The sequence below is a fragment of the Agrobacterium sp. 22-210-1 genome, from assembly GCF_053522525.1.
Genome location: NZ_JBNWCI010000005.1, coordinates 26293 through 49753, shown reverse-complemented (window position 1 = coordinate 49753; position 23461 = coordinate 26293). Strand labels below are relative to the sequence as shown.

Here is a 23461-nt window from a genome sequence, read left to right as displayed (position 1 = left end):
GATTTCATTTCACCCAAAGTGACAGGAATCGGGGGTTTCATTCATGGCAGTCACCGTCACTGCAGTTGTTCTCACGCTGATCGGCCTTGCGCTGTTTGGTTTCGGCTCCCAGCTGGTAATGCTGGGCGGCAGTTTTTATTATGTCCTTTCCGGATTGGCCTTCCTGTTGACGGCCATTCTGCTGTTCAAGCGCAATCGCGCCGCACTCCATGTCTACGCTGTCTTCATTGTCGCGACGCTCGCATGGGCCGTCTGGGAAGTCGGTTTCGACTGGTGGCAGCTTGGCCCGCGTGGCGGTCTGATCATCCTGATTGGTCTGTGGCTTCTGGTCCCGTGGGTTAGAAAGCCGCTTGGTTTTGCGAGCCCGACCGGGCTGAATTATGGCCCCAATGCCTGGCCGCTTGCGCTCTCCGTTCTCGCTTCCATCGTGGTGGCGGGATATTCGATGGCGCAGGATCCGCACGACAAGCCCGGCTCATTGCCTCAGGAGACGGCATCCGCTGCGCCCGCTTATGGTGGCAATGTACCTGACGGTGACTGGCATCAATATGGCCGCACACCCTATGGCCAGCGTTATTCACCGCTGACGCAGGTCAATGTCGACAATGTCTCGCAGCTGAAGGAAGCCTGGCGTTACCAGACGGGTGACGTGAAGCTGCCTGACGATGTGGGTGAAACCACCTATCAGGTGACCCCGCTCAAGGTCGGCAACACGCTTTATATCTGCACACCGCATAATTGGGCGATTGCCATCGATGCGGCAACCGGCAAGGAAAAGTGGAAATACGACCCGAATGTCGGTCTCAATCCGGACCGCCAGCACCAGACGTGCCGCGGCGTTTCCTATTATGCTGAACCGAATGCCGCGCAAGGCACGGCATGCGCCGAGCGCGTCTATCTGCCGACCTCGGATGCGCGGCTGATTGCGCTTGATGCTGCGACCGGTCAGGTCTGCACCTCCTTTGCCGATCAGGGTGTTCTGCATCTTGAACAGGGCATGAAATACAATCCCGCCGGTTATTATTATTCGACCTCGCCGCCCGTTATCGCGGCGGGCAAGATCATCATCGGCGGCGCGGTGAACGACAACTATTCCACACAGGAACAGTCCGGCGTCATCCGTGCATTCGATGTGAATAGCGGTGCCCTGATCTGGAACTGGGATTCCGGTAATCCGGAAAAGACCGAGCCGATTGCGGCGGGCGAGACCTATACCACCAACTCGCCGAACAGCTGGTCGGTGCTGAGCTATGACGAAGGCCTTGGCCTGGTTTATGTCCCGCTCGGCAATCAGGTGCCGGACCAGCTCGGCATGGGCCGCAGCGAGAATGTGGAGAAATATTCCTCCTCCATTGTCGCGCTCGATATCAACACGGGCAAGGACCGCTGGGTGCGCCAGACGGTCCATCACGATCTCTGGGACATGGATGTTCCGGCCCAGCCTGTGCTGCTCGACATCACCAAGGACGGCCAGAGCGTGCCGGCCCTTGTCGGTCCAACCAAACAGGGCGACATCTATGTGCTAGATCGGCGCACCGGCGAACCGCTTTTGCCGATTACGGAAGAACCGGCACCGGGCGGTGCGATCCCCGAAGACTTCACGTCTCCGACGCAGCCGACCACGGCGCTATCTTTCAAGCCGGAGCCGCTGAAGGAAAAGGACATGTGGGGCGTCTCCATGTTCGACCAGCTCGCCTGCCGCATCCGCTTCCATCAGCTGAACTACAAGGGCCGTTATACGCCGCCCTCGCTTAATGGCTCGATCATCTATCCGGGCAATTTCGGAACGTTCAACTGGGGCAGCGTGGCGGTGGATCCCGAGCGGCAGGTCATGTTCGGCATGCCGACATATCTTGCCTTCACCTCCAAGCTCGTCCCGCGCGATCAGATCCCGCCGAAGGGTCAGGACGAAAAGGGCAGTGAACAGGGCTTGAACCGCAATGATGGCGCGCCCTATGGCGTGTTCATGGGGCCGTTCCTCGGTCCGTTGCAAATCCCCTGCCAGGCGCCGCCATGGGGTTATGTCGCGGGAGCTGATCTGCGCACCGGCGATATCGCCTACAAGCACAAGAATGGCACGGTCTATGACATGACGCCGCTTCCGCTGCCCTTCAAGGTGGGCGTGCCGGGCATTGGCGGGCCGATGATCACCAAGGGCGGCGTCGCCTTCCTCGGTGCGGCTGTCGACAACTATCTGCGCGCCTATGACCTCACCACGGGTAAACAGCTCTGGGAAGCGCGTCTGCCGGCCGGTGGTCAGGCAACGCCCATGACCTATGCGCTGGAAGGCGGCAAGCAATATGTCGTGATGGTTGCCGGTGGCCATGGTTCCGTCGGCACCAAGCCGGGCGACTATGTGATCGCCTATACGCTGCCGTAAAAACGCGACAGCTTCAGATAAATAAAAAACCGGAATGGGAGACCATTCCGGTTTTTGCTTGTGCGGTCGAAGAGGCGATCACGCCGCCTTTTTCTGTGCCGCAGCATTGATCGAGGTCTTGGCGAGCGATGTCAGCGCATCGTCGGTCTTGTTTTCTTCCTTGAGTGTGGCATCCAGCAACGAAACCGCCTTGGTGTGGCCAAGCTTTTCCGCCCAGGCTTTCAGCGTGCCATAACGGGCGATTTCATAATGCTCGACGGCCTGGGCCGACGAAACGAGACCGGCATCGAGCGCCGCAGTCCCCTTGAAATCATCGATGATCTCCTCGCCTTCGGCGATGATACCCTGGATTGCTTCGCAGGTCTTGCCCTGCGCCCGCTTGCCGATGATTTCGAATACTTCCTGCAGGCGCTCCACATGACCCTGCGTCTCTTCCTTGTGCTTTTCAAAGGCCTGTTTCAGCTTCGGGTCGGTCGCTGCCCGGGCCATCTTCGGCAGGGCTTTCAGGATTTGCCTTTCGGCGTAATAGATATCCTTCAGCGTGTCGTAAAACAGGTCGTCGAGTTTCTTCTCGGCCATTGTTCCTTCTCCCATGATGTGAAAATGCATGATGTGCGCCATGCGCACGGGAGACAAACCTTTCGTTGCCGCTATGGTTCCGGCTCCGTTGCGCGCAACGTTTATATTGCCACGCGGAACCAACCAGCCTTCCCGAACTTACTGTGTTGAAATTTCGGGAGGAGAGGCAACCGTGCCCCAGAGCCTTGCAGAAGAATTTTCCATGAATGTTTCCATGCCTTTCGAGGTGCTGCTGGTGCGCGTGTTCGGCGCCGTCATTCTGTGCGGCCTGATCGGTCTGGAGCGGGAATTTCACAAGAACACCGCCGGTCTGCGCACCAACATGCTGATCGGCCTTGCCGCCGTCACCTTCTGTGTCATCACCATCCACATGATGGAAACCATGGCGGAAGGCCATGAGGCGGCGCGGCTCGATCCCATCCGGCTGGTGGAAGCCGTGACGGCCGGCATTGCCTTTCTCGCGGCAGGCGTGGTCGTTTATACCAAGGGTGATGTCAAAGGCCTGACGACGGGGGCGAGCATGTGGCTTTCGGCAGCGATTGGCCTCTCTGCCGGCCTCGGCATGTGGCCGCTCGCGCTGCTTGCCTCTGGCGTCGGCATCATCGTTCTCTGGACGCTTCGCCGCATGCAGGTGGCCGCCGGCATCAAGGACGAATGAGCGGGCATCAGCCCAAACGGAAAAGATCGGTGTCGGGGTCCGTGCCGCCATTGATGGCGGCAGCCACGATCTCGGCGGCGATCTGGCTGAAGGTGATGCCGTTGCCGCCGAAGCCCATGACGGCATAGACATTCTTCATGCCCGGAACCGCGCCTATCAGCGGCAGGCCGGTGGTGGTGGTGCCAAACGCCGCCGCCCAGCGATATTCCGGTTCGCCGATATCGACACCGAGCAGTTTTTCGATCTTGCTGCGGATAATCTTTGTTTTAGTAGCAAGCTTGCGCTCCGACTGGAAGGAGGTGGGACTTTCCTCATCCTCGCCGCCGGCAATCATGCGTCCGTTCCGATCGGTGCGCAGATAGAGATAGGGGTCGGAAGCCTCCCAGACGATGTGCTTCTCCAGCCAGTCTGGCAGCTCAAGTCCTTTCCTGCTCGCCAGGGCCCAGGTGGAAATGATCTGGTGTTTCGGGCTTTCCAGCATTTTCAGGAATTGATATCCGGTGCAGAAGACGACATTGCGGGCGGACAGGATTTTGCCTTCAGCGGTGGCGAGGACCACCTCGTCGCCGAGATTTCTAAGATCGGTGATTTCAAGCTGCGAGACGATTTCAGCGCCTGCACCCGCCGTGTGGCGCAACAGGCCCGCTGTCAACTGCGCGGGGTTGGCGGAGGCCGAGATGTCGCTGAGAATGGCGGCGGTCCTTTCCAGGCCATATTGTTCTTTCAGTTCCGCAGCATTGAGGAACTTGGCCTTGATGCCAGCCTCCTCGCGCGCAGCGGCTTCCGCCTTCAGCGCGCGTGAACCCATTTCATCTCCGGCAAGGTAAAGCGCCTGCTTGCGCGCCATGCCACAGGAGATGCCGAGCGAATTGACGATTTCCTCGAGACGCAAGACGGCGCGGGCCGAGCGCTGCCATGCCCTGTCGGCGGCATCTCTGCCGATCATCTTTCTCAGTTCCGTCAGCGGTGTGTCGATCTCGTGCTGGATCATCGCGGTGCTGGCCACGCTGCTGCCCATCACCGGTTGGCTTTTGTCGATAACCAGCATGGATTGTCCAGGGCGATGCAGCGCGTGAGACACCAGCGCACCGCTGATGCCGGCGCCGATGACGATCGTGTCGTAACGGTCGGCTTTTGGCGTCGTTCCGCTGCGGATGCCGATGCGTGGGCTATTGGCCCAGACCGGCTTTGAATCCCTGAGATCGCGTTCTTTCGTCAGTTTGGATGTCGGCATGAAATAGTCCTGAGAGGCTCATGGCTCGGTATAGCCGGAGACGTTGAGATTGAGTGTGCCGCGGCGGGGGTCGTTGCGGAAGAAAAGCGTGCCGGCATCCTTTGATTCCGAAGCGACATAATCGAATGTCACATCAGCGCTTTCCTGCATCGTGCCGTCTTGCTGCAGGTCGCCGCGCACCTGCACCTGTGCCGCCGTGGTCATCGAGAGATTGCGGATATCGAACTTGACGCGGTACTGACCGGACTGCTCCTCCACGCTGGTGACGGCAATTTCGAAACGGGCATCCTCCGGCTGGTAACGATAGATGTCATGGGCGATCCAGCCGAGCATGGCCGCAACGAGAAGCGTGCAGATCGCGCCTGTCACCCATTCTATCCAATGGGGATCGGAACTTTCGGTATGTTTGTTGCCCTTCGATATCGTCATCTTGTCCTCACAGGATCAATCGGGCGGAGGCCGCGCCGATCGAAGCCGGAACGCCGAGAATGACGGCGGCGCTCATGATCTGCGACAGCGAGGTATGGTCGAGACGCTCGAAGGTCCAGAGCGTGTAGATGCTGATGGCGATGGCGATGACATAGCCCGGCAGGGTGAAGCGAATGAAGGATTGCCACCATTGCTGCCCTTCGTGCAGCTGGTGAGAGCCCTTGAAATGGAGCGCATAGACGAAGCCGTGCATGATGGCGACCGACAGCAGGCAAAGCGCCAGAATATGATAGGGCGTCACCTTGTAGGCGATCAGGATCATCTCTTCCGTCGGCGCGACATTGAGGTTCAGAAAGAGCGCGCCGACCATCATCATGAACAGCTCGTGCAGATAACCGGTCTTGCCGGAATATTCGCCTTCTTCCTCGTCCTGTGCATCGGAATGCTGGCCGAGCTGACTGCGGCCGAGCAGCGCGCCGATGCTCGCTGGCACGGATTGCAGCGCAATCTTGGTGATGATGGTGGAGACGGTGATCTGGTCGTTCAGGATACCGAACAGCAACAGCACAGCGGCGCTGACGGCTATGCCCAGCCCATAGGCCGTGATCGCGTCGCGCACTGCCTGGCCCCAGGAATGAATATTCTCAAAGCCGATGCGACGGGCGAGAAGCAGCAGCAGCGGCAGGTTGAGAATGCAAAGCAGCAGCAGCCGCCACGGATTGATGTAAAGACCGAGGAACCACATTTCCATGGTCATCAGCATGGGCAGGGCAAACAGGAGGGCACCCGCCGTGCCGCGTGCCAGACCGGTCAAAAACTGTCTGACCTCATCGTCACCGGTGTCTTTTCGATTGATCGCTGCCGCCATGCCGCCCCTCACATGGGGGAATAACGCAATGGTGTTTTCCCGGTTCCGCCGGTTTATTTGGCGGGATCGATAAGGGCGATGCCGAATTCCCGGCGATAGCTGCGCCGCAATTCCGCGGGTGTTTCGCGGATGACCACTTCCAGGGTTGGTCGCACCACGCCCTTCAGAAAATGGCCGCCTTTGGTGGATCCATCCGCAAAGCCCAGAACCACATGCAGATGCGGATTGGGGTCATCGTTTTCATCAAGGGTAATATCGCCGAGCAGGCTCAGAACCTCGCTCTGCCGGGTGACCGGTATTTCCTGGTACGCCCGCGTCGAAAGATCGAAAAAGGCGAGGGTTGCCGTTGCAAAGGCACCGATCGCCGTCACTGACGCAGCGTTGATGTTTTCCACGCCCGCAAAACGGCGAATGGCCTCGAAGGCTTCTTCCTCCGGCTCGACGATGAGAATGAAGGTGCGCTCCGCGCCGCTGGCCAGCAATCTGCTTTTCATTGATGTCTCCCAATAAGAGTGCCGCCGGAGACCGGCGGCACGGATTGTACGGTCCTTAGGCGGCGCGGCGCTCGTGGCGGCCTTCCTCGACCTCTTCGACGATTTTCGCAACGAAGGCATCGAGGTCTTCGGGACTGCGGGAGGTGATGATGCCCTTGTCCGTCACCACCTTTTCGTCCTTCCAGTTGGCGCCGGCATTTTTCAGGTCTGTCTTTATCGACCAGTAGGAGGTGGCGTCACGACCGCGCAGGGCATCCGCTTCCACCAGAAGCCAGGGCGCATGGCAAATGGCGGCCACCACCTTGCCGGATTTGACGAAATCGCGCACCACGCGCATCGCATCCTCATCATGGCGCAGAATATCCGGGTTTATCTGGCCGCCCGGAATAACCAGCGCATCGAAATCATCTGATTTGACGTTTTTGGCGGAAAGGTCGACGGCGATGCTGTCACCCCAGTTCTTTTTATCCCAGCTCTTGATTTCGCCTGTTTTGATCGAGGCGATCTTTACATCGGCACCGTTTGCCTTCAGCTCATCGTACGGCACCCTGAGTTCCGAGCGCTCATAGCCATCGGTTGCGAGAATGACGATTTTCGCAGCGTTGATTGAAGTCATGTCTGTCTCCTTCTGTGTTCAGTCGTCCTTGTCCGAATTCACGGAGGGGAGGAAAAATTCCACGTCCTTGCGGCGTTCGGCCTCGAGATTTTCGATGTGCGTTTGCCAGAATGCCTCGGCGTCTGCCGGTTCCTGCTCCCATTGGCGCACGAAGGTCTTGTTGTCGTCGATCATTACCTGGCGTGTGCCGCCGAGCCGCAGGTACTCTTCCGCAAGTTTGCGCGTTTCGGTCTTTTCCATGTCGCAGCTCCTTGTGCGCGGAAATTGGGGACGGAGAGGCGCCGGATGGGTAAGAAGCTCGACTGCCGTTTCGTTGGCCACCGGGAGAAAACGGAAAAATCCCGATGTTCTTCGGCACCATCACGTCCGTTTGACACGGCGGCCCTCCTGCCAGAACAACGTGAGCTTTCCCGTATGGTTCCGCAGTTTTTCGGGTGGCGTCTTTGCCGGGGGCAAATTTATCGCGCACAATTTTTACCGGAACAAACGGGCAAGTCGCGCTGTTTTACACCCGATGCAGGGGAGGCAGCATGGCAGCCAGACAGAGCGACGGCGAACAGTACGGTCACAACGAAAACAAGGGTTTCTGGTCGATTGACTTCGGCAATTCCCCCGTCATCGGCACGGCCATTCATGATGGCCATTTCATTCGCCCGGAAATGGCGGGGCTCATGGCTCTTTCAGCCGAACAACGGCTGCGCGAGGAAGATCCGTTCACCGGCGAGATGATCTCGGGCCTGACCAATCGTCTCGTCGTTCATCACTCTCGCTTCGAAATCGATCTCAATCGTGCTGCTGATCAGGCGATATACCTGAAGCCCGAGCAATCCTGGGGGCTTGAGGTCTGGAAAGAGGAGCCGGCAGAGGAAGCGCTTCGGCAATCACTCGATTTCCACGCCGATTATTATGCGATGCTGGAGGCGGCTCTTTCTGCGCTGGAGCGGCGGCATGGCGCCTTTGTGGTGCTGGATGTGCATAGCTACAATCATCGCCGACAGGGCGCTGCCGCGCCTGCAACGGCGCAGGCGGAAGCGCCCGATATCAATATCGGTACATTTTCCATGGATCGCAGCCGCTGGAGCGATGTGGTCAGCGCCGTCGGTCATCATTTCGCGTCAGCGACCATTGGTGGTCGACGCCTTGATGTTCGCGAGAATGTGGCGTTTCAGGGCAAAGGGGAGCAGACCCGCTTCATCCATGAACAATTTGCCGAAAACGGCTGCGCGATCGCAATCGAGTTCAAGAAATTCTTCATGGATGAATGGACGGGAAGGCCGGACACACGCGTGATATCGGATATCCGTGATACGATCGCTGCCCTTCAACCCGTTCTTGAAAAATGCCTGGGGTCGCGGCGATGAGCGTTTCCTCCGCCCGCAGCGAGCCTTCCCCCATCGCCGACCTGGTGGATGATGTCGTCTCCTGCCTGGAGGCCGGCAAGGCTATCCGCCGTGATGTCGGAAAAGACGGCAGGTTGCACATCGACCGGCCGCTGCCGTTCCTCTGCCTGCATCTGACGGGGGGTACGAAAGATCTAGCCGCGCGCGATATCGCCGCCGCCCATGCATCCTATCTCATCGCTTCCACCATTCAGGAGGCCGCACCGCTTATCGAGGCTGTGGGCACCGTCATGCGGCAACGTTTCGGCGCCTTCATCGTCCTCGATATCGGTGAACTGGAACACGATATTCTGCTGGCCGACGATTCCCCCTTTCTGCCGCATTATGAGGTTTCCGTTTCAGCGACTTCAGAACCGGAAACGCAGAAAGCCCGCCGGGTCTTCATCAAGGCGGTCTGTGATGCCGAGGTGCGTTTTCGCACGCCGCGCATCACCCGGCCGGAACCGGATGCTGATCCGATCCTCAGGTTTCAGAATGCCGGTCTGGATTTTCCCTGCATCAGCGTGCGTTTCGCGCCGATCTATCGACAGCCGGAATCCGGTGCCGATTATCCGGGCCTGCGCGAAACGATGATCGCCGATCTTTTTGACGCGGGTCTGCAGGCTTTCTCGTCATTTTCCACCGGTATGGATGCGCTGAAGGTCGCCAGCCACCGGGCGCTTGGCCGCAAGGCCTTTGTCGATGCCGTCCGGCGTGCCGACCGCTCGGTGGATGAGATCGTTTCATCCTTCGATTTTCTTCTGTCCGTCACGCCGATCAATGCCCGCCGGGCGTTTGAGGAGTTTCGCGACGGCAGCTTTCAATTTGCGCCACGCCTGCTTTACCGGCCGCTCGGCGTTGATGTCGAGGAGCAGAAACGCAAGCTGTATTCCGTCGTCTTCGATCATCTGGAAGATCCGGTGCTCTATCATCTCTACCGGGAGAAACAGCAGGAGATCGACCTGCAGCTGACGATGCTTGCGAACCTGCATCATCGCACCTTCACCGATTTTTCACGTGCCTTGTACGGTGCGGTCGAACCGGCGCTCCTGACGCTGGCGCTTCGTGTGCTTGAGGATTGCCCGCGCAGGCAGGAGAGCGGCGAAATCGCCATGGTGGATTGTTACGCGGTCGCCCGGAAATCGCGCGAGATGGTCGAGACCTATCTGGCGGAAGAGCCGGAATTCAAGGCTCGCGTCGAAATCCGCGACGACCTGCCGCCCGGACTGATGGTGACGGGCGAGAAGCTTTTGATCTCCCGCCACACGGTGATGGAGCAGCGCCGTGTCGAGGCGCTGCTGTCGCATGAGATCGGCGTGCATCTTCTCACCTATTTCAACGGCTCCTTTCAGGGCCTGCGGCTCTTCCGTACCGGCCTTTCCGGTTATGAAGGCGTGCAGGAGGGGCTGGCGGTGCTGGCGGAACATCTGGCCGGCGGCATGACGCGTGAGCGCCTGCGGCTGATTGCCGGCCGCGTCGTCGGCTGCGCCGCCATGCTTGATGGCGCGACATTCGTTGAGACCTTCCGCATCATGACCCGTGAGCACGGTTTCGATGAGGCCGGCGCCTTCAACATGGTGCTGCGCATCTACCGTGGCGGCGGCCTGTCGAAGGACGCGATTTATCTGCGCGGGCTGGCCGAGGTGCTGGAGCATCTGCGCAAGGGCGGGGCGCTTGATCCGTTCTGGATGGGCAAGATCGCCGCTCAACATTTCCCGGTCATGCAGGAACTGGCCCTGCGCGGCCTTTTGCGTCCGCCGGGTGTCAGACCTGTATTTCTGTTGCCCGCCAAGGCCAATGAGCGGCTGGAAAAAATACGGGCGGGATTATCCATTGCCGAATTGGCAACATTATAGGAGGGGCTTCATGCGTATCGCATTTTTCGTCAATTCCATTGAAACCGAAGGGCCGAACTACGCAACCGGCCTGCTGGCCATGGCCGCACTCAACCGTGGCCACGAGGTGGTCTATCTGACGCCTGGGGATTTTACCCTGCGTTCAGATGACAGCCTGACCATTCACGCCACCGTGCTGCCGAAGACGAAATTCAAGAAATCGGAAGGTTTTCACGCGGCACTTCAGGATAAGGCGCTGGAGCGGCGGACGATGGATGTGGAAGAGATCGATGCGCTGATGCTGCGCAACGACCCCTCGCTCGACCAGACGACACGGCCATGGGCGGTGCATGCCGGCATCCTGTTCGGGCGGCTTGCCGAACAGCGCGGCGTCGTGGTGCTGAACGATCCCGAAGGTCTGGCGCTGGCGCAGAACAAGCTCTATTTCCAGAGCTTTCCCGAAATCGTCCGCCCGACCACGATCATTTCGCGCAATGTCGAGGAAATCCGCGCCTTTGCCGATGCGCATCCCAAGGGCGTCATCGTCAAGCCGCTGCAGGGCTCCGGCGGCAAAAACGTCTTCAAGATCGGCTCCAGCAAGGAGACCAATCTCAATCAGATTTTCGAGGCAGTCAGCCTTGAGGGTTATCTGATCGCGCAGGCCTATCTGCCGGCTGCGAAGGACGGCGATATCCGCTTCTTCATGATGAATGGCCGGCCGTTGATGCGGGACGGCAAATATGCCGCACTCCGCCGTGTGCCGGCGAAAGGTGACCTGCGCTCCAACATTCACGCCCATGGCACGGCAGAAGCCGTGAAGGTGACGGACGACATCGTGGCACTTGCCGAAATGATGCGGCCGAAGCTTGTGGAGGACGGCATGTTCCTCGTGGGGCTTGATATCGTTGGCGATAAGATATTGGAAGTGAATGTGTTTTCACCGGGTGGCTTATCGAATATCCTTGAACTCACCAATGTCGATTTCAGCGATACGATCATCGACGCGGTGGAAACCAAAGTCTCCATGCAAGCCGCATCGGGTGGTGCCCTCTCCAACCGGTTGCTCGCGACGCTCTGACTACTCCCGCAGTTCGGCTGATTGCTTTTGCCGATACCAGGCGACGAGGGCCTTGATGCCCTCCTCGACCGGGGTCTGCGGCACATAACCGGTCAGCGCCCTCAGAAGATCGGGTGAGGCAAAGGTGCGCGGAACGTCGCCCTGCTGCATCGGCAGCATGTTGCGGATTGCTGGCTTGCCGACTGCCTTTTCGATCGTTTCGACGAAATGCATCAGCTCCACCGGCTGGCCGCCGCCAATATTGACGACGCGGAAGGGCGCGTGGTGCGAGAGCGTATCGGTGACGCCTTCCTGCGTGACGCGGTTTTCCTCGGAAGGGATGACCGTGCTCAACCGGACGATGCCTTCGACCAGATCGTCGATATAGGTGAAGTCGCGGCTCATATTGCCTTGGCCGTAAATGTCGATCGGCCGGCCATTGGAAACCGCGTCGACGAATTTGATCGGTGCCATGTCCGGCCGTCCCCACGGGCCGTAGACCGTGAAGAAGCGGAAGGCGGTGGTGGGCAGCTTGTGTAGATGGGCATAGCTGTGTGCCATCAGCTCCATCGATTTTTTGGTGGCCGCATAAAGCGTCATCGGCTCGTCGGCCTTGTCGCTCTCCGCGAAGGGGGTTTTTTCGTTGGCGCCATAGATGGAGGAGGTAGACGCCAGCATCAGGTGTTTAACCTGCAGGCTCCTGGCAAGCTCCAGCATGTTGAAAGAGCCGATGAGATTGGAATCGATATAGGCGCGCGGATTTTCAAGGCTGTAACGGACGCCGGCCTGTGCAGCGAGATGGATGATGATCTCCGGCTCTGCGGCCTCTGCCGCGCGCTTCAGCGCATCGGTATCTTCCAGCATGCCGATTTGCGCCCGGAAGCCGTTGGAGCGGGAAAGAATGGCGTGGCGTTTTTCTTTCAGGCTGACATCGTAATATTGCGTCATGCCGTCGAAGCCGGTCACGAAATGGCCGGCATCCAGCAGCCGCTTTGCCACGTAAAAGCCGATGAAGCCTGCCGTGCCGGTAACCAGATAACGCATGATGACTATATCCCGAATCTGTTGGTGCGTTTGCGGTTAAACCGAAACGCGAAAATTGGTTCAGTGAAATTCCAGACGATAAACCGCTAGAGTTCCCTGTCGGAGCCGCCCTCATGTGGGCGGCCGACGGCAGCATAGATGAAGCCATGCGCGGCGACCTCATCCGTGCGGTAAATATTGCGCAGGTCCACTAGAACAGGGTTTTTCATGATCGCCTTCAGGCGCGGCAGATCAAGCGCGCGGAACTGGTTCCATTCCGTTACAATCACCACGGCATCGGCATCTTCCGCCGCCTCGTAGGGACCTGTCGCATAGTCGATATCCTCCATCAGATGGCGGGCATTCGCCATGCCTTCAGGATCGTAACCGACCACTTTCGCTCCACCGTCCTGCAGGGTCTGGATGATGGCGATTGCCGGGCTGTCGCGCATGTCGTCGGTATTCGGCTTGAACGTCAGGCCAAGCACGGCGATTTTCTTGCCGCGCACGTCGCCGCCCACGGCGTTGATGACCTTGCGGCCCATGGCACGCTTGCGGTTGTCGTTGATGGCGATGGTGGTTTCGATCAGCCGCACCGGGGCGTCATAATCCTGCGCGGTCTTGGCGAGCGCCAGCGTGTCCTTCGGGAAACAGGAGCCGCCATAACCGGGGCCGGCATGCAGGAATTTCGGGCCGATGCGGCCATCGAGACCAATGCCGCGCGACACGTCCTGCACATTGGCGCCGACCTTTTCGCACAGGTCAGCCATTTCGTTGATGAAGGTGATCTTCATCGCCAGAAAAGCGTTGGCGGCGTATTTGATGAGTTCCGAGGCGCGCCGCGTGGTAAACAGCAGCGGCGACTGGTTGAGGTAGAGCGGACGGTAAACCTCCGTCATGACAGGACGGGCGCGCTCGTCCGAAAGGCCGACGACGATACGGTCCGGCCGCTTGAAATCCTCGATGGCGGCACCTTCGCGCAGGAATTCCGGGTTGGACACCACGGCGAAATCGGCGGAAGGGTTTTCCTCGCGAATGATGCGCTCCACCTCATCGCCGGTGCCGACCGGAACGGTCGATTTGGTGACGATGACGGTGAAACCGTCCAGCGCATGGGCGATCTCTTTTGCCGCCGCATAGACATAACCAAGATCGGCATGGCCATCGCCGCGCCGCGAGGGCGTGCCGACCGCGATGAAGACGACCTCGGCATTGGCGACGGCAGCGGTTAGATCGGTGGTGAAGCTCAACCGGCCTGCCCGGGCGTTGTTGGCGACAATGGTCTCCAGACCCGGTTCAAAGATCGGAATATGGCCTTTTTTCAGGGCCTCGATCTTCTCCGGCATCTTGTCGACGCAGACCACATCGTGACCGAAATCTGCAAAACACGCGCCGGACACGAGGCCGACATAACCCGAACCGATCATCACAATCCGCATTCTTTTTCCTTTCGGTTAGCGAGGCCATGTTAACGCGGCAATACCAGCCGGGGAAATCGGCGGGTGAAAATCACACGATAATATTTAGCCGCCTTCACGCCCGTCGCCAAGCGCCACGATCAACATCGGCTAACCTCTTTCCATGACGGTGATGTGATGGCGGCGGCGGTACAAATTTGCCGCACCTTGCAGCCATTTGCACCGGTCGTGTTCAATCGTGTCATTTTGCGGTTTTTCCGGCTTGCACTCATAGGTAGCCGGGTCTAGCCATAGGGGTGAGGATCAAATCTGCCAGACTGTCTGTCCCTCAAAGGGGCGTCCGGGTCGCGTTTCACGCGGCCGGGAGAAGCTTTGCGTTGCGGTCGGTGTTCGGGGACGTTCAAATGCAAAAGGGTTTTCTGCTCGGTCTGTTCGCTTATGCGACCTTTTCCATGGGCGATGCCACCATCAAGTCGCTGGGATCACAGATCAGCGTTTTCGAAATTGGCTTTTTCAGCATCCTCTTCTCAGGCATCTTCATCTTCTTCAGCAAGCCGCGTGAGGAAAGGTGGCGTGAATTCTGGCGCATGAGCCGACCATTCGCCGTGCATGGGCGCGCGATTTCCGGTCTCTTCGCCGGCATTTTCGGCATCTATGCCTTCACCACCATTCCGCTGGCGGAAGCCTATGCACTGATCTTTCTGTCGCCGCTTTTCGTAACCGTCCTTTCCGCCGTGGTGCTGAAGGAGAATATCGGCCCTTGGCGCTGGGCAGCGGTTCTGGCCGGCATCGTCGGGGTTATTCTCGTGGTGCGGCCGGGTTTCAAGACGCTGGAACTCGGGCATATCGCCGCGATCGGTGTGGCCTTCCTGGCGGCGATGACCATCGTGCTGCTGCGCTCGCTTGCGGGCAAGGAAAAGCGCACCTCGATCATGGGTGTGCTGTTGATTTACGGCCTGACTTTTAATGGCATCGCTTCCATTCCCGATTTCGTCATGCCCAACCTGCACCAGCTTCTGGCCTTCGCCTTCATCGGCCTTTGCACGGCGACGGGACAGATCACCCTTCTGGTCGCGACCCGCATTGCGCCGGCGAGCCAGATTGCGCCCTCGCATTATTCGCAGATCCTCTGGGCGGTGGCGATCGGCATGACCTTCTTTCACGAATACCCCGATGCCATCGCGGTGCTGGGTCTGGCTGTCATCGCCGCATCCGGGTTGCTCACGATGATCCGCGAAAAGGTAAGGCTCGGCACCGTGCGCTGGAACCCGTTTTTCCGCAATCGCCTTTGAACGCATCTGCCGATCGGAAACAGTGCGTCAACCGAAGCGTGGCTTGTGACGCGGTGGCGACCCGGCCCATAAGGTTTTCATCTTTAGATGAACAGGGAGCCGCAAATGCTCGTGGATGGAAAATGGACCGCCGAATGGCATCCGGTGCAGGCAACCGACAAGAAGGGCGGCTTCGTTCGCCAGACCTCCGGTTTCCGCAACTGGGTAACGCCTGATGGTTCGGCAGGGCCAACGGGCGAGGGCGGTTTTGCGGCCGAGGCCGGTCGCTACCACCTCTATGTCGCGTTGATCTGCCCATGGGCATCGCGAACGCTGATCGGCCGCAAGCTCAAGAAGCTTGAAGAGGTGATTTCCGTTTCCGTTGTCGAGCCGGCGCTTTCGGACGAAGGCTGGAAATTCGGCGACTATCCGGGTTCGGATCGGGACACGCTGAACGGTTTCACTCACGTGCATGAGGCCTATACCAGCGCCGACCCGCATTACACCGGCCGTGCCACCGTGCCAGTACTTTGGGACAGGAAGACAAAAACCATCGTCAACAATGAATCCGCCGATATTCTGCGCATGCTGAATTCCGGTTTCGGTGATCTCGCCGATAATGCGATTGACCTTTATCCGGAGGCGCTGCGCGATGGGATCGACGCTCTCAACGAGCATATCTATCCGCGTCTCAATAACGGCGTTTACAGAACCAGTTTTGCAACGACGCAAGTTGCCTATGAGGAAGCCTTCGCCGACGTCTTCGCGACGCTCGATGAGCTTGAGACGCGGTTGGTAACGGGTGGGCCTTTCCTGTTCGGCGATCTTCTGACCGAAACGGATGTCCGGCTTTTCGTGACGCTGGTTCGTTTCGATGCCGCCTATTACGGCCTGTTCAAATGCAATCTTCGTCGCATCGCCGATTATCCTGCGCTGCAGGCCTATATGATGCGGGTGCTGAACGTTCCCGGCGTGCGCGACACGGTCGATATCGACCATATCAAGCGCGGTTATTATTCCATCAAGGCGCTCAATCCGACCCGCATCGTGCCGGTCGGTCCCGACCTTCCGGGCCTTGATGAGGTTTCCCTCCCGTCCTCGAAGTGACCGGATAACGGACTAGACCGGCTTGCCGACCTGATCGAGCAGCCAGACCTGAAAAGCGCGGGCAAGCGCATTGTCCTGCCGTCCTTCCGGCAGGGCGACGTAATAGCTCTTGTCGGTCTGCAAGGGGATGTCGAAGACGATTTCGAGGCGGCCGGAGGCAAGTTCCGCCTCGATGAGATATTTCGGCAGAAGGGCAAAGCCGATACCGCTTGCGGCGGCTTCTATGATCATCGAGAACTGGTCGAAACGGCTGCCATGATAGGCATTATCCGCCGTCACCCCGTTCATCTCCAGCCATTCCGTCCACAGTTTCGGCCGCGTCGTCACATGCAGCAATGACTGTCCGGCCAAATCCTGCGCCCGGTTCACGCCGGTACGGCGGAGCAGGGCGGGGCTCGCGACCGGCACGATCACCTCGTTGCATAAGAACGTGCAGGTTCCATGCGCCCAGACCGGCTGGCCATAATGAATGGCGAGATCGAACCCTTCCTCATCGAAATCGAAGGGATGCGAGCGCGAGCCGATCGTGATCGCCATATCCGGATTGGCCTCGATGAAGCGGGAGAGGCGCGGCATCAGCCAGCGGCTGCCAAAGGTTGGTAACGTTGCGACGGACAGGGAGGCGTGCGATGTCCCGGCCGAGACCGCACGCACCATCAGCTGTTCGGATTGCTGCAACAGGCGCCGCACATCGGGCAGGAATTTGCGCCCCGCCTCCGAAAGCACGACACGCCTGCGGATGCGCTCGAAAAGCTGCATTCCGGTCTGTGCTTCCAGTTCGCCGATCTGCCGGCTCACCGCGCTTTGTGTGAGGTTGAGTTCTTCCGCGGCGCGGGTAAAATTGCCGTGCCTTGCCGCGCATTCAAACGCCTGCAGGGTGACGATATCGGGGACCAGTCTTCTGCGCGGATCCATTCCATTCTCGCATCAACTTACCCGCTTTCCTCATTGGAAAAGGGTTGTTATGCCCATATATGATTACGGGAAAGAATGGAATGGTGTTTTGCCGGCTTGGCGGCACCGTTGACAAATTCGGGGAAAGAAGAGCGACGGGAGTTGAAAGCGCCGTATCAAAAACGGCCTTTCCTCCCCTTTAAGCCAAAAAGGACAATTGGACATGGATGCGACCACGAAGCTTGACGTGAAACAGGAAGCCGCCGCCCTCCTCGACAGGATGGGTGTTGCCCGCGATCTTTATACCGGCGGCAACATGGCGTCCTTCAGCCCGGTGACGGGTGAACAGGTCGCAAACCTGAAGACCGTTTCGGTCGAGGGCGTGGCAGCCGTGGTCGATAAGGCCGATGCCGCCTTCAAGCAATGGCGCAATGTGCCGGCACCCCGTCGTGGCGAGCTGGTCCGGTTGCTCGGCGAAGAGCTGCGCGCCTTCAAGGCCGATCTCGGCCGTCTCGTGTCGCTGGAAGCCGGCAAGATCCCGTCTGAAGGTCTCGGCGAAGTGCAGGAAATGATCGATATCTGCGATTTCGCCGTCGGTCTTTCCCGCCAGCTTTATGGCCTCACCATCGCCACCGAACGTCCCGGCCACCGCATGATGGAAACCTGGCATCCGCTCGGTGTCGTCGGCGTCATCTCGGCCTTCAATTTCCCCGTCGCCGTCTGGTCGTGGAACGCAGCGCTTGCCATCGTCTGCGGCAATTCGGTGGTCTGGAAACCTTCTGAAAAGACGCCGCTCACGGCGCTTGCCGTTCAGGGCATCTTCGAGCGCGCCGCCGCCCGCTTCGGCGATGCGCCGGAAGGTCTCTCGCAGCTGCTGATCGGCGACCGCGCCGTGGGTGAAGCTCTGGTGGACAATCCCAAGGTACCGCTGGTCTCTGCCACCGGCTCCACCCGCATGGGCCGTGATGTCGGCCCGCGTCTGGCGAAGCGTTTTGCCCGCGCCATTCTGGAACTCGGCGGCAACAATGCCGGCATCGTCTGCCCTTCCGCCGATCTCGACATGGCGCTGCGCGCCATCGCCTTCGGGGCCATGGGCACGGCCGGCCAGCGCTGCACCACGCTTCGCCGTCTCTTCGTGCATGACAGCGTTTACGACCAACTCGTGCCGCGCCTGAAAAAGGCTTATGCCTCCGTCTCCGTCGGCAATCCGCTGGAAACCTCCGCGCTCGTCGGTCCGCTGGTCGACAAGGCGGCTTTTGACGGCATGCAGAAGGCGCTCGAGGCGGCGAAAGCCCATGACGGCGTGGTGAATGGCGGCGGCCGCGTGGATACCGGCGCGGCGGGTGCCTATTATGTGAAGCCCGCGCTCGTCGAAATGCCTGAACAGGTTGGCCCGGTGCTGGAAGAGACCTTCGCGCCGATCCTTTATGTCATGAAATACAGCGATCTCGATCAGGCGATAGACGCGCATAACGCCGTCGCCGCCGGTCTTTCATCGTCGATCTTCACCCGCGACATTCAGGAATCGGAACGTTTCCTGTCGTCGGAAGGCTCGGATTGCGGCATCGCCAATGTCAATATCGGCACATCGGGCGCAGAAATCGGCGGCGCTTTCGGTGGTGAGAAGGAAACCGGCGGCGGCCGTGAATCCGGTTCGGATGCGTGGAAGGCCTATATGCGCCGCGCCACCAACACGGTCAATTATTCCAAGTCGCTGCCGCTGGCGCAGGGCGTGTCCTTCGACATCGAATGACATGTGTGACCTGTCGCTCGTCCGGAGCGATGATGATCTGTAGTATTGCTTTTATCGGCGCGGATTTTTCCGCGCCGATTTGTTTTGGGCAATGATGTCGCTTAGCCGATGCTCATCAGGCTGGCATTGCCGCCGGCCGCGGTCGTATTGACGCTGACCGAGACTTCTTCGACCAGCCAATCGAGATTATAGGGCTGACTTTCACCGGAAAGCGCTTCCGTGGTCGCGGCCTGCACGAGAACCAGCGGGCCAGGCAGGGTGGCGATCTTTTTGTTGATCGTCACGATACGTTCCGCGTCGCCCTCGACCAAGGCGCCGGCGAAGGGACCGGATTTTGCCCAGTCATCCGCCCAGACGATGCGCGAGGTGACTGTTGCCGGCAGCCCATAGATCGATTTTTCGAGGCCGGAGGCATTGTCGATGATGGCCGTGTTTCCGGTGGCAAGCGCTGCCGCAAGCTGGCGGTAAAGCCCCTGTTCGGTCGCCGGGACCAGCAGAATCCTGCCGCGCGGATGCAGCGCATAGACATTCCGTTCACCGACGGGGCCTGCCAGCTCGGTTTCGAAGCCGAGGCCGGAAAGTGCCGCTGCCTGCCGTGCGGCTTCGGCCGCAACGGTTTCGCCGTTTTCATCCAACCAGCGGGCAAGATCGACGGCGGCCTGATCCTGCTGGCTTGCAACCCGGTCAATCTTCGGGGCAGCCTGCGTCACGCGGCCGAGATAGAGCGGGCCGCCGGCCTTGGGGCCGGTGCCGGAAAGGCCGCGTCCGCCAAAGGGCTGCACGCCGACCACAGCACCGATGATGTTGCGGTTCACATAAAGATTGCCGGCCGCGACGCGCGACAATACATGCTGGATCGTATCATCAAGGCGTGTGTGCAGGCCGAAGGTCAGGCCGTAACCGGTGGCGTTGATCTCGTCGATCAGCCGGTCGAGATTGTCGCGCTTGAAGCGGATGACATGCAGCACCGGACCGAAAACCTCCCGCTTCAGATCGGCGAGCGTTTTCATCTCGATGATGGTCGGCGGCACGAAGGTGCCCTTGCCGGTTTCACCCGCAAGCGAAATCTGCTCGATCCGGTGGCCGAGCGAGCGCATGCCATCAATGTGCTTTTCGATGATGCCCTTGGCTTCAGCCGTGATGACGGGGCCGACATCGACGGAAAGCTGGTCGGTGCGGCCGATGCGCAATTCATGCAGCGCGCCTTTGAGCATGGTGAGCGTGCGGTCCGCCACGTCCTCCTGCAGGCAGAGAATGCGCAGCGCCGAGCAGCGCTGGCCGGCGCTGTCGAAGGCCGATGCGATGACATCCGCGACCACCTGTTCGGCGAGCGCCGAGGAATCGACGATCATGGCGTTCTGGCCGCCGGTTTCGGCAATCAGCGGAACCGGCTGGCCGTTCGTCAGAACCCGGCCGGCCAACTGGCCCTGAATGAGCCGCGCCACTTCGGTCGAGCCCGTAAACATTACACCGGCTGTAAGAGGTGAACCAACAAGTGCGGCACCCGTCATGCCATCGCCCGGCAGAAGCTGCACGGCATCCTGCGGAACGCCGGCATCATGCAGCAGGCGCACGCCTTGTGCTGCGATCAGCGGCGTTTCTTCGGCGGGCTTTGCCAGAACCGGATTGCCGGCAACCAGTGCCGCCGTCACCTGACCGATGAAGATGGCGAGCGGGAAGTTCCACGGGCTGATGCAGACGACCGGGCCAAGCGGCTTTTCGCCAGACTTGAAGTTTCTGCGGGCTTCCGCCGCATAATAACGCAGGAAGTCGATTGCCTCACGCACCTCGGCAATGGCGTTGGGCATGGATTTTCCCGCCTCGCGCATGATGAGGCCGAGCAGGGCAGGCATTTCCGCCTGCATGGCGTCGGCGGCGCGCTCCAGGCAGGCGGCGCGTTCTTCCACCGGGGTGGAGGGCCAGCTTGAGGCCGCCGCCCGCTGCATGGCCGCTTCGACATCGGCTTCGGTTGGCTCGGTCACGTGGCCGACGATATCATTGTGGTCGCCGGGATTGAGAACCGGGCGCGTGTTGCCACCTGCCTGCGGCGCGGCAGCTTTCCATTCCGTTGCAGCGCCTGCCTTCAAGGTGCCGTTCAGTGCGGAGAGCGTTGTTTCGCTGGAAAGATCGAGGCCGGCGGAATTTTTCCGTTCCGGGCCGAACAGGCTTTCGGGGGCGGCGATGCGGTCGTGCCGCGCGCCGGGCACGGCATAGGCCTTGACCACGGTGACCGGGTCTTCCAGCAGGGAATCCACCGGTACTGCGGGGTCGGCAATACGGTTGACGAAAGAGGAGTTCGCACCGTTTTCCAGCAGGCGGCGGACGAGATAGGCCAGCAGCGTCTCATGGGTGCCGACAGGAGCGTAGAAACGGCAGGGCCGGTCGAGCTTCTTCTTGCCGACGACCTCGCTATAAAGCGGTTCGCCCATGCCGTGCAGGCACTGGAACTCATAGTCGCCGAGTTTAAACTCAGGCCCGGCCAAGTGGTAGATCGTCGCCATGGATTGCGCATTGTGGGTCGCAAATTGCGGGAAGACCAGATCGCGCGCGTCGAGCAGCTTGCGGGCGCAGGCGATGTAGGAAACATCCGTGTGCACCTTGCGGGTGAAGACCGGGAAGTCTTCCAGCCCGTCTACCTGTGCACGCTTGATTTCCGCATCCCAGTAGGCGCCCTTGACGAGACGCACCATGATGCGGCGGCCCGAACGGCGGGCGAGATCGATGATATAATCCAGAACGAAGGGGCAGCGGCGGCCATAGGCCTGCACGACGAAACCGAGGCCGTTCCAGCCGGCAAGGTCCTTGTCGAGCGCCAGTTCCTCCAGAAGGTCAAGCGACAGTTCCAGCCGGTCGGCTTCCTCGGCGTCGATATTGAGGCCGATATCGTATGTCTTGCTGAGCAGCATCAGCGATTTGACGCGCGGAAGAAGCTCCGCCATCACCCGCTCGGCCTGCGCGCGGGCGTAACGCGGATGCAGCGCCGAAAGCTTGATGGAAATGCCGGGGCCGCCATAGATGCCCCGTCCGGCCGAGGCCTTGCCGATGGCGTGGATGGCGTTTTCGTAGTCCTTGTAATAACGCTCCGCATCCTTGGCGGTGGTCGCGGCTTCGCCCAGCATGTCGTAGGAATATTGGAAGCCCTGCTCCTCCAGCAGCTTCGAACGCTTGATGGCTTCGCCGATCGTTTCGCCGGTCACGAATTGCTCGCCCATCATGCGCATGGCCATGTCGACGCCGCGGCGGATGACGGGTTCGCCGGCGCGGGCGATCAGCTTGGTCAGCGCCGCCGAAAGGCCGCTATCGTTTACCGTCGAGGTCAGCTTGCCGGTGATGACGAGGCCCCAGGTGGCGGCATTGACGAAGAGCGAACGCCCGCCGCCAATATGGGATTTCCAGTCGCCGCGCGCGATCTTGTCGCGGATCAGCGCGTCGCGGGTGGCGGTGTCGGGAATGCGCAGCAGCGCTTCGGCAAGGCACATCAGCGCCACGCCCTCATGGCTGGAGAGCGAATATTCCTGCACCAACCCTTCGACGCCGGTGCCCTTGGTCTTGGCGCGCAGCGCCTCGATCAGCTTGCCGGCGGTGGCGCGGATGGCTTTCGTCTGCTCCGACGTCACCGTTGCCGCTGCGATCAGCGACGCCAGGCATTCTTCTTCGGGGCGGCGATAGGCGGCGGTGATCGCCTTGCGCAGCATGCTCTGTTCGCGCACCGACGGCGCAAAATTCTGGAAGATACCGTTTGCCACTACACCGGCGTTGCTTGCACCATCGGCCATTCTGAAAATCCTGAAAACGCTGTTGAAGACAGATCGTCGGCGGCAGCGTGTCCTCCGCCCGCCGCTTGTCATCCTGTCGCAGACAATATCATCACTGCAGAAATTGCTATGGCCCTATTTTTGGGATAAAACAGGCAATATGAACTTTTATTTTTGAGATATGGCGTTAAATCACATGGTAAATAGTCAAAAAACAGACGATCTGGATCACTTCGATCTCAAGATTCTCGAGGCGCTCAGCGAAGACGGGCGCATGTCCGTGCTGCAGCTCTCGAAAAGGGTCGGTCTTTCCAAGACGCCCTGCCAGACGCGGCTGAAGCGGCTGGTCGATGAGGGCTATATTCTCGGCTTCCGCGCCATGCTCAACCCGCAGAAGCTCGGCGTTGATCACATCGCCTTCGCCGAGGTGAAACTTTCCGATACGCGGGAAAAGGCGCTGGAGGAATTCAACACGGCGGTTCGCAAGATCAAGGAAGTCGAGGAATGCCACATGATTGCCGGCGCCTTCGATTATCTGCTCAAGGTGCGCACCAGCGACATTCGGAAGTACCGAAGGGTGCTCGGTGAAAAAATATCGAGTTTGCCATCCGTTTCCAACACCTCGACATTCGTGGTGATGCAATCGGTCAAGGAAACCGGCATCTAAAAAACGGTCACACAAAAACGGGCAGACGCAGGTCTGCCCGTTTA

The 23461-nt window shown here is 59.8% G+C and carries 20 protein-coding genes; 9 read left to right on the top strand and 11 right to left on the bottom strand.

Annotated elements, in window-relative coordinates:
* Positions 1–43 precede the first annotated feature (43 nt).
* Positions 44–2380: a glucose/quinate/shikimate family membrane-bound PQQ-dependent dehydrogenase gene (locus tag ACQZ5F_RS24105; RefSeq protein WP_225338110.1), complete on the top strand. Its 2337-nt coding sequence runs from the start codon at positions 44–46 to the stop codon at positions 2378–2380.
* Between the two features lie 78 nt (positions 2381–2458).
* Here ACQZ5F_RS24105 and ACQZ5F_RS24100 read toward each other — a convergent pair whose 3' ends face one another.
* Complete coding sequence (locus tag ACQZ5F_RS24100) at positions 2459–2959, bottom strand: YciE/YciF ferroxidase family protein (RefSeq protein WP_052819981.1); 501 nt, start codon at positions 2957–2959, stop codon at positions 2459–2461.
* A 172-nt stretch (positions 2960–3131) separates the two neighbouring features.
* On the opposite strand from ACQZ5F_RS24100, the gene ACQZ5F_RS24095 reads away from it, so the two are divergent.
* Positions 3132–3617 carry an MgtC/SapB family protein gene (locus tag ACQZ5F_RS24095; RefSeq protein WP_080842892.1) on the top strand — a complete coding sequence of 162 codons (486 nt, stop codon included), beginning with the start codon at positions 3132–3134 and terminating at the stop codon, positions 3615–3617.
* A 7-nt stretch (positions 3618–3624) separates the two neighbouring features.
* On the opposite strand, the gene ACQZ5F_RS24090 is transcribed toward ACQZ5F_RS24095, so the two are convergent.
* The 6 genes from ACQZ5F_RS24090 to ACQZ5F_RS24065 are packed head-to-tail and all read right to left on the bottom strand — an operon-like array spanning position 3625 to position 7498.
* Complete coding sequence (locus tag ACQZ5F_RS24090) at positions 3625–4851, bottom strand: NAD(P)/FAD-dependent oxidoreductase (RefSeq protein WP_225338109.1); 1227 nt, start codon at positions 4849–4851, stop codon at positions 3625–3627.
* An 18-nt stretch (positions 4852–4869) separates the two neighbouring features.
* Positions 4870–5280: a TIGR02588 family protein gene (locus ACQZ5F_RS24085; protein ID WP_046802122.1), complete on the bottom strand. Its 411-nt coding sequence runs from the start codon at positions 5278–5280 to the stop codon at positions 4870–4872.
* A 7-nt stretch (positions 5281–5287) separates the two neighbouring features.
* A complete protein-coding gene (locus ACQZ5F_RS24080; protein WP_225338108.1) occupies positions 5288–6148 on the bottom strand; it encodes a TIGR02587 family membrane protein in 861 nt (286 codons plus the stop codon).
* 53 nt (positions 6149–6201) lie between these two features.
* The gene (locus ACQZ5F_RS24075; RefSeq protein WP_137087442.1) at positions 6202–6642 is read right to left on the bottom strand and encodes a PPC domain-containing DNA-binding protein; all 441 of its coding nucleotides are present in this window, start codon (positions 6640–6642) and stop codon (positions 6202–6204) included.
* 55 nt (positions 6643–6697) lie between these two features.
* Positions 6698–7258, bottom strand: a complete 561-nt coding sequence (locus tag ACQZ5F_RS24070; protein WP_225338107.1) for a DJ-1/PfpI/YhbO family deglycase/protease — start codon at positions 7256–7258, stop codon at positions 6698–6700.
* Positions 7259–7276: 18 nt separating this feature from the next.
* The gene (locus tag ACQZ5F_RS24065; protein ID WP_046802118.1) at positions 7277–7498 is read right to left on the bottom strand and encodes a hypothetical protein; all 222 of its coding nucleotides are present in this window, start codon (positions 7496–7498) and stop codon (positions 7277–7279) included.
* A 290-nt stretch (positions 7499–7788) separates the two neighbouring features.
* Between ACQZ5F_RS24065 and ACQZ5F_RS24060 the strand changes: the two genes are divergently transcribed.
* The 3 genes from ACQZ5F_RS24060 to ACQZ5F_RS24050 are packed head-to-tail and all read left to right on the top strand — an operon-like array spanning position 7789 to position 11550.
* A complete protein-coding gene (locus ACQZ5F_RS24060) occupies positions 7789–8619 on the top strand; it encodes an N-formylglutamate amidohydrolase (RefSeq protein ID WP_225338106.1) in 831 nt (276 codons plus the stop codon).
* Positions 8616–10493 (top strand): flavohemoglobin expression-modulating QEGLA motif protein, encoded by a 1878-nt coding sequence (locus ACQZ5F_RS24055; protein ID WP_225338105.1) that lies wholly within the window; start codon positions 8616–8618, stop codon positions 10491–10493. The genes ACQZ5F_RS24060 and ACQZ5F_RS24055 overlap by 4 nt, the downstream gene beginning before the upstream one ends.
* A 10-nt stretch (positions 10494–10503) precedes the next feature.
* Complete coding sequence (locus ACQZ5F_RS24050; RefSeq protein WP_448731130.1) at positions 10504–11550, top strand: glutathione synthase; 1047 nt, start codon at positions 10504–10506, stop codon at positions 11548–11550.
* On the opposite strand, the gene ACQZ5F_RS24045 is transcribed toward ACQZ5F_RS24050, so the two are convergent.
* Entirely contained in the window at positions 11551–12573 is a 1023-nt protein-coding gene (locus tag ACQZ5F_RS24045; protein ID WP_448731131.1) for an NAD-dependent epimerase, read from the bottom strand.
* A gap of 86 nt (positions 12574–12659) precedes the next feature.
* A complete protein-coding gene (locus ACQZ5F_RS24040) occupies positions 12660–13991 on the bottom strand; it encodes a UDP-glucose dehydrogenase family protein (RefSeq protein ID WP_046802113.1) in 1332 nt (443 codons plus the stop codon).
* A gap of 383 nt (positions 13992–14374) precedes the next feature.
* Here ACQZ5F_RS24040 and ACQZ5F_RS24035 point away from each other — a divergent pair, with 383 nt between their 5' ends.
* Positions 14375–15262 carry a DMT family transporter gene (locus ACQZ5F_RS24035; protein ID WP_006313912.1) on the top strand — a complete coding sequence of 296 codons (888 nt, stop codon included), beginning with the start codon at positions 14375–14377 and terminating at the stop codon, positions 15260–15262.
* Between the two features lie 105 nt (positions 15263–15367).
* The gene (locus ACQZ5F_RS24030; protein ID WP_448731132.1) at positions 15368–16348 is read left to right on the top strand and encodes a glutathione S-transferase family protein; all 981 of its coding nucleotides are present in this window, start codon (positions 15368–15370) and stop codon (positions 16346–16348) included.
* A 12-nt stretch (positions 16349–16360) separates the two neighbouring features.
* Here the strand turns inward: ACQZ5F_RS24030 and ACQZ5F_RS24025 are convergent, their stop codons facing one another.
* The gene (locus ACQZ5F_RS24025) at positions 16361–17263 is read right to left on the bottom strand and encodes a LysR family transcriptional regulator (protein WP_225338102.1); all 903 of its coding nucleotides are present in this window, start codon (positions 17261–17263) and stop codon (positions 16361–16363) included.
* A 202-nt stretch (positions 17264–17465) separates the two neighbouring features.
* Here ACQZ5F_RS24025 and amaB point away from each other — a divergent pair, with 202 nt between their 5' ends.
* A complete protein-coding gene (gene amaB / locus ACQZ5F_RS24020; RefSeq protein ID WP_225338101.1) occupies positions 17466–18995 on the top strand; it encodes an L-piperidine-6-carboxylate dehydrogenase in 1530 nt (509 codons plus the stop codon).
* A gap of 101 nt (positions 18996–19096) precedes the next feature.
* Here the strand turns inward: amaB and putA are convergent, their stop codons facing one another.
* Entirely contained in the window at positions 19097–22771 is a 3675-nt protein-coding gene (putA, locus tag ACQZ5F_RS24015; RefSeq protein WP_225338100.1) for a trifunctional transcriptional regulator/proline dehydrogenase/L-glutamate gamma-semialdehyde dehydrogenase, read from the bottom strand.
* A gap of 175 nt (positions 22772–22946) precedes the next feature.
* Here putA and ACQZ5F_RS24010 point away from each other — a divergent pair, with 175 nt between their 5' ends.
* Positions 22947–23417, top strand: a complete 471-nt coding sequence (locus ACQZ5F_RS24010; protein WP_448731133.1) for an Lrp/AsnC ligand binding domain-containing protein — start codon at positions 22947–22949, stop codon at positions 23415–23417.
* Positions 23418–23461: the final 44 nt, after the last annotated feature.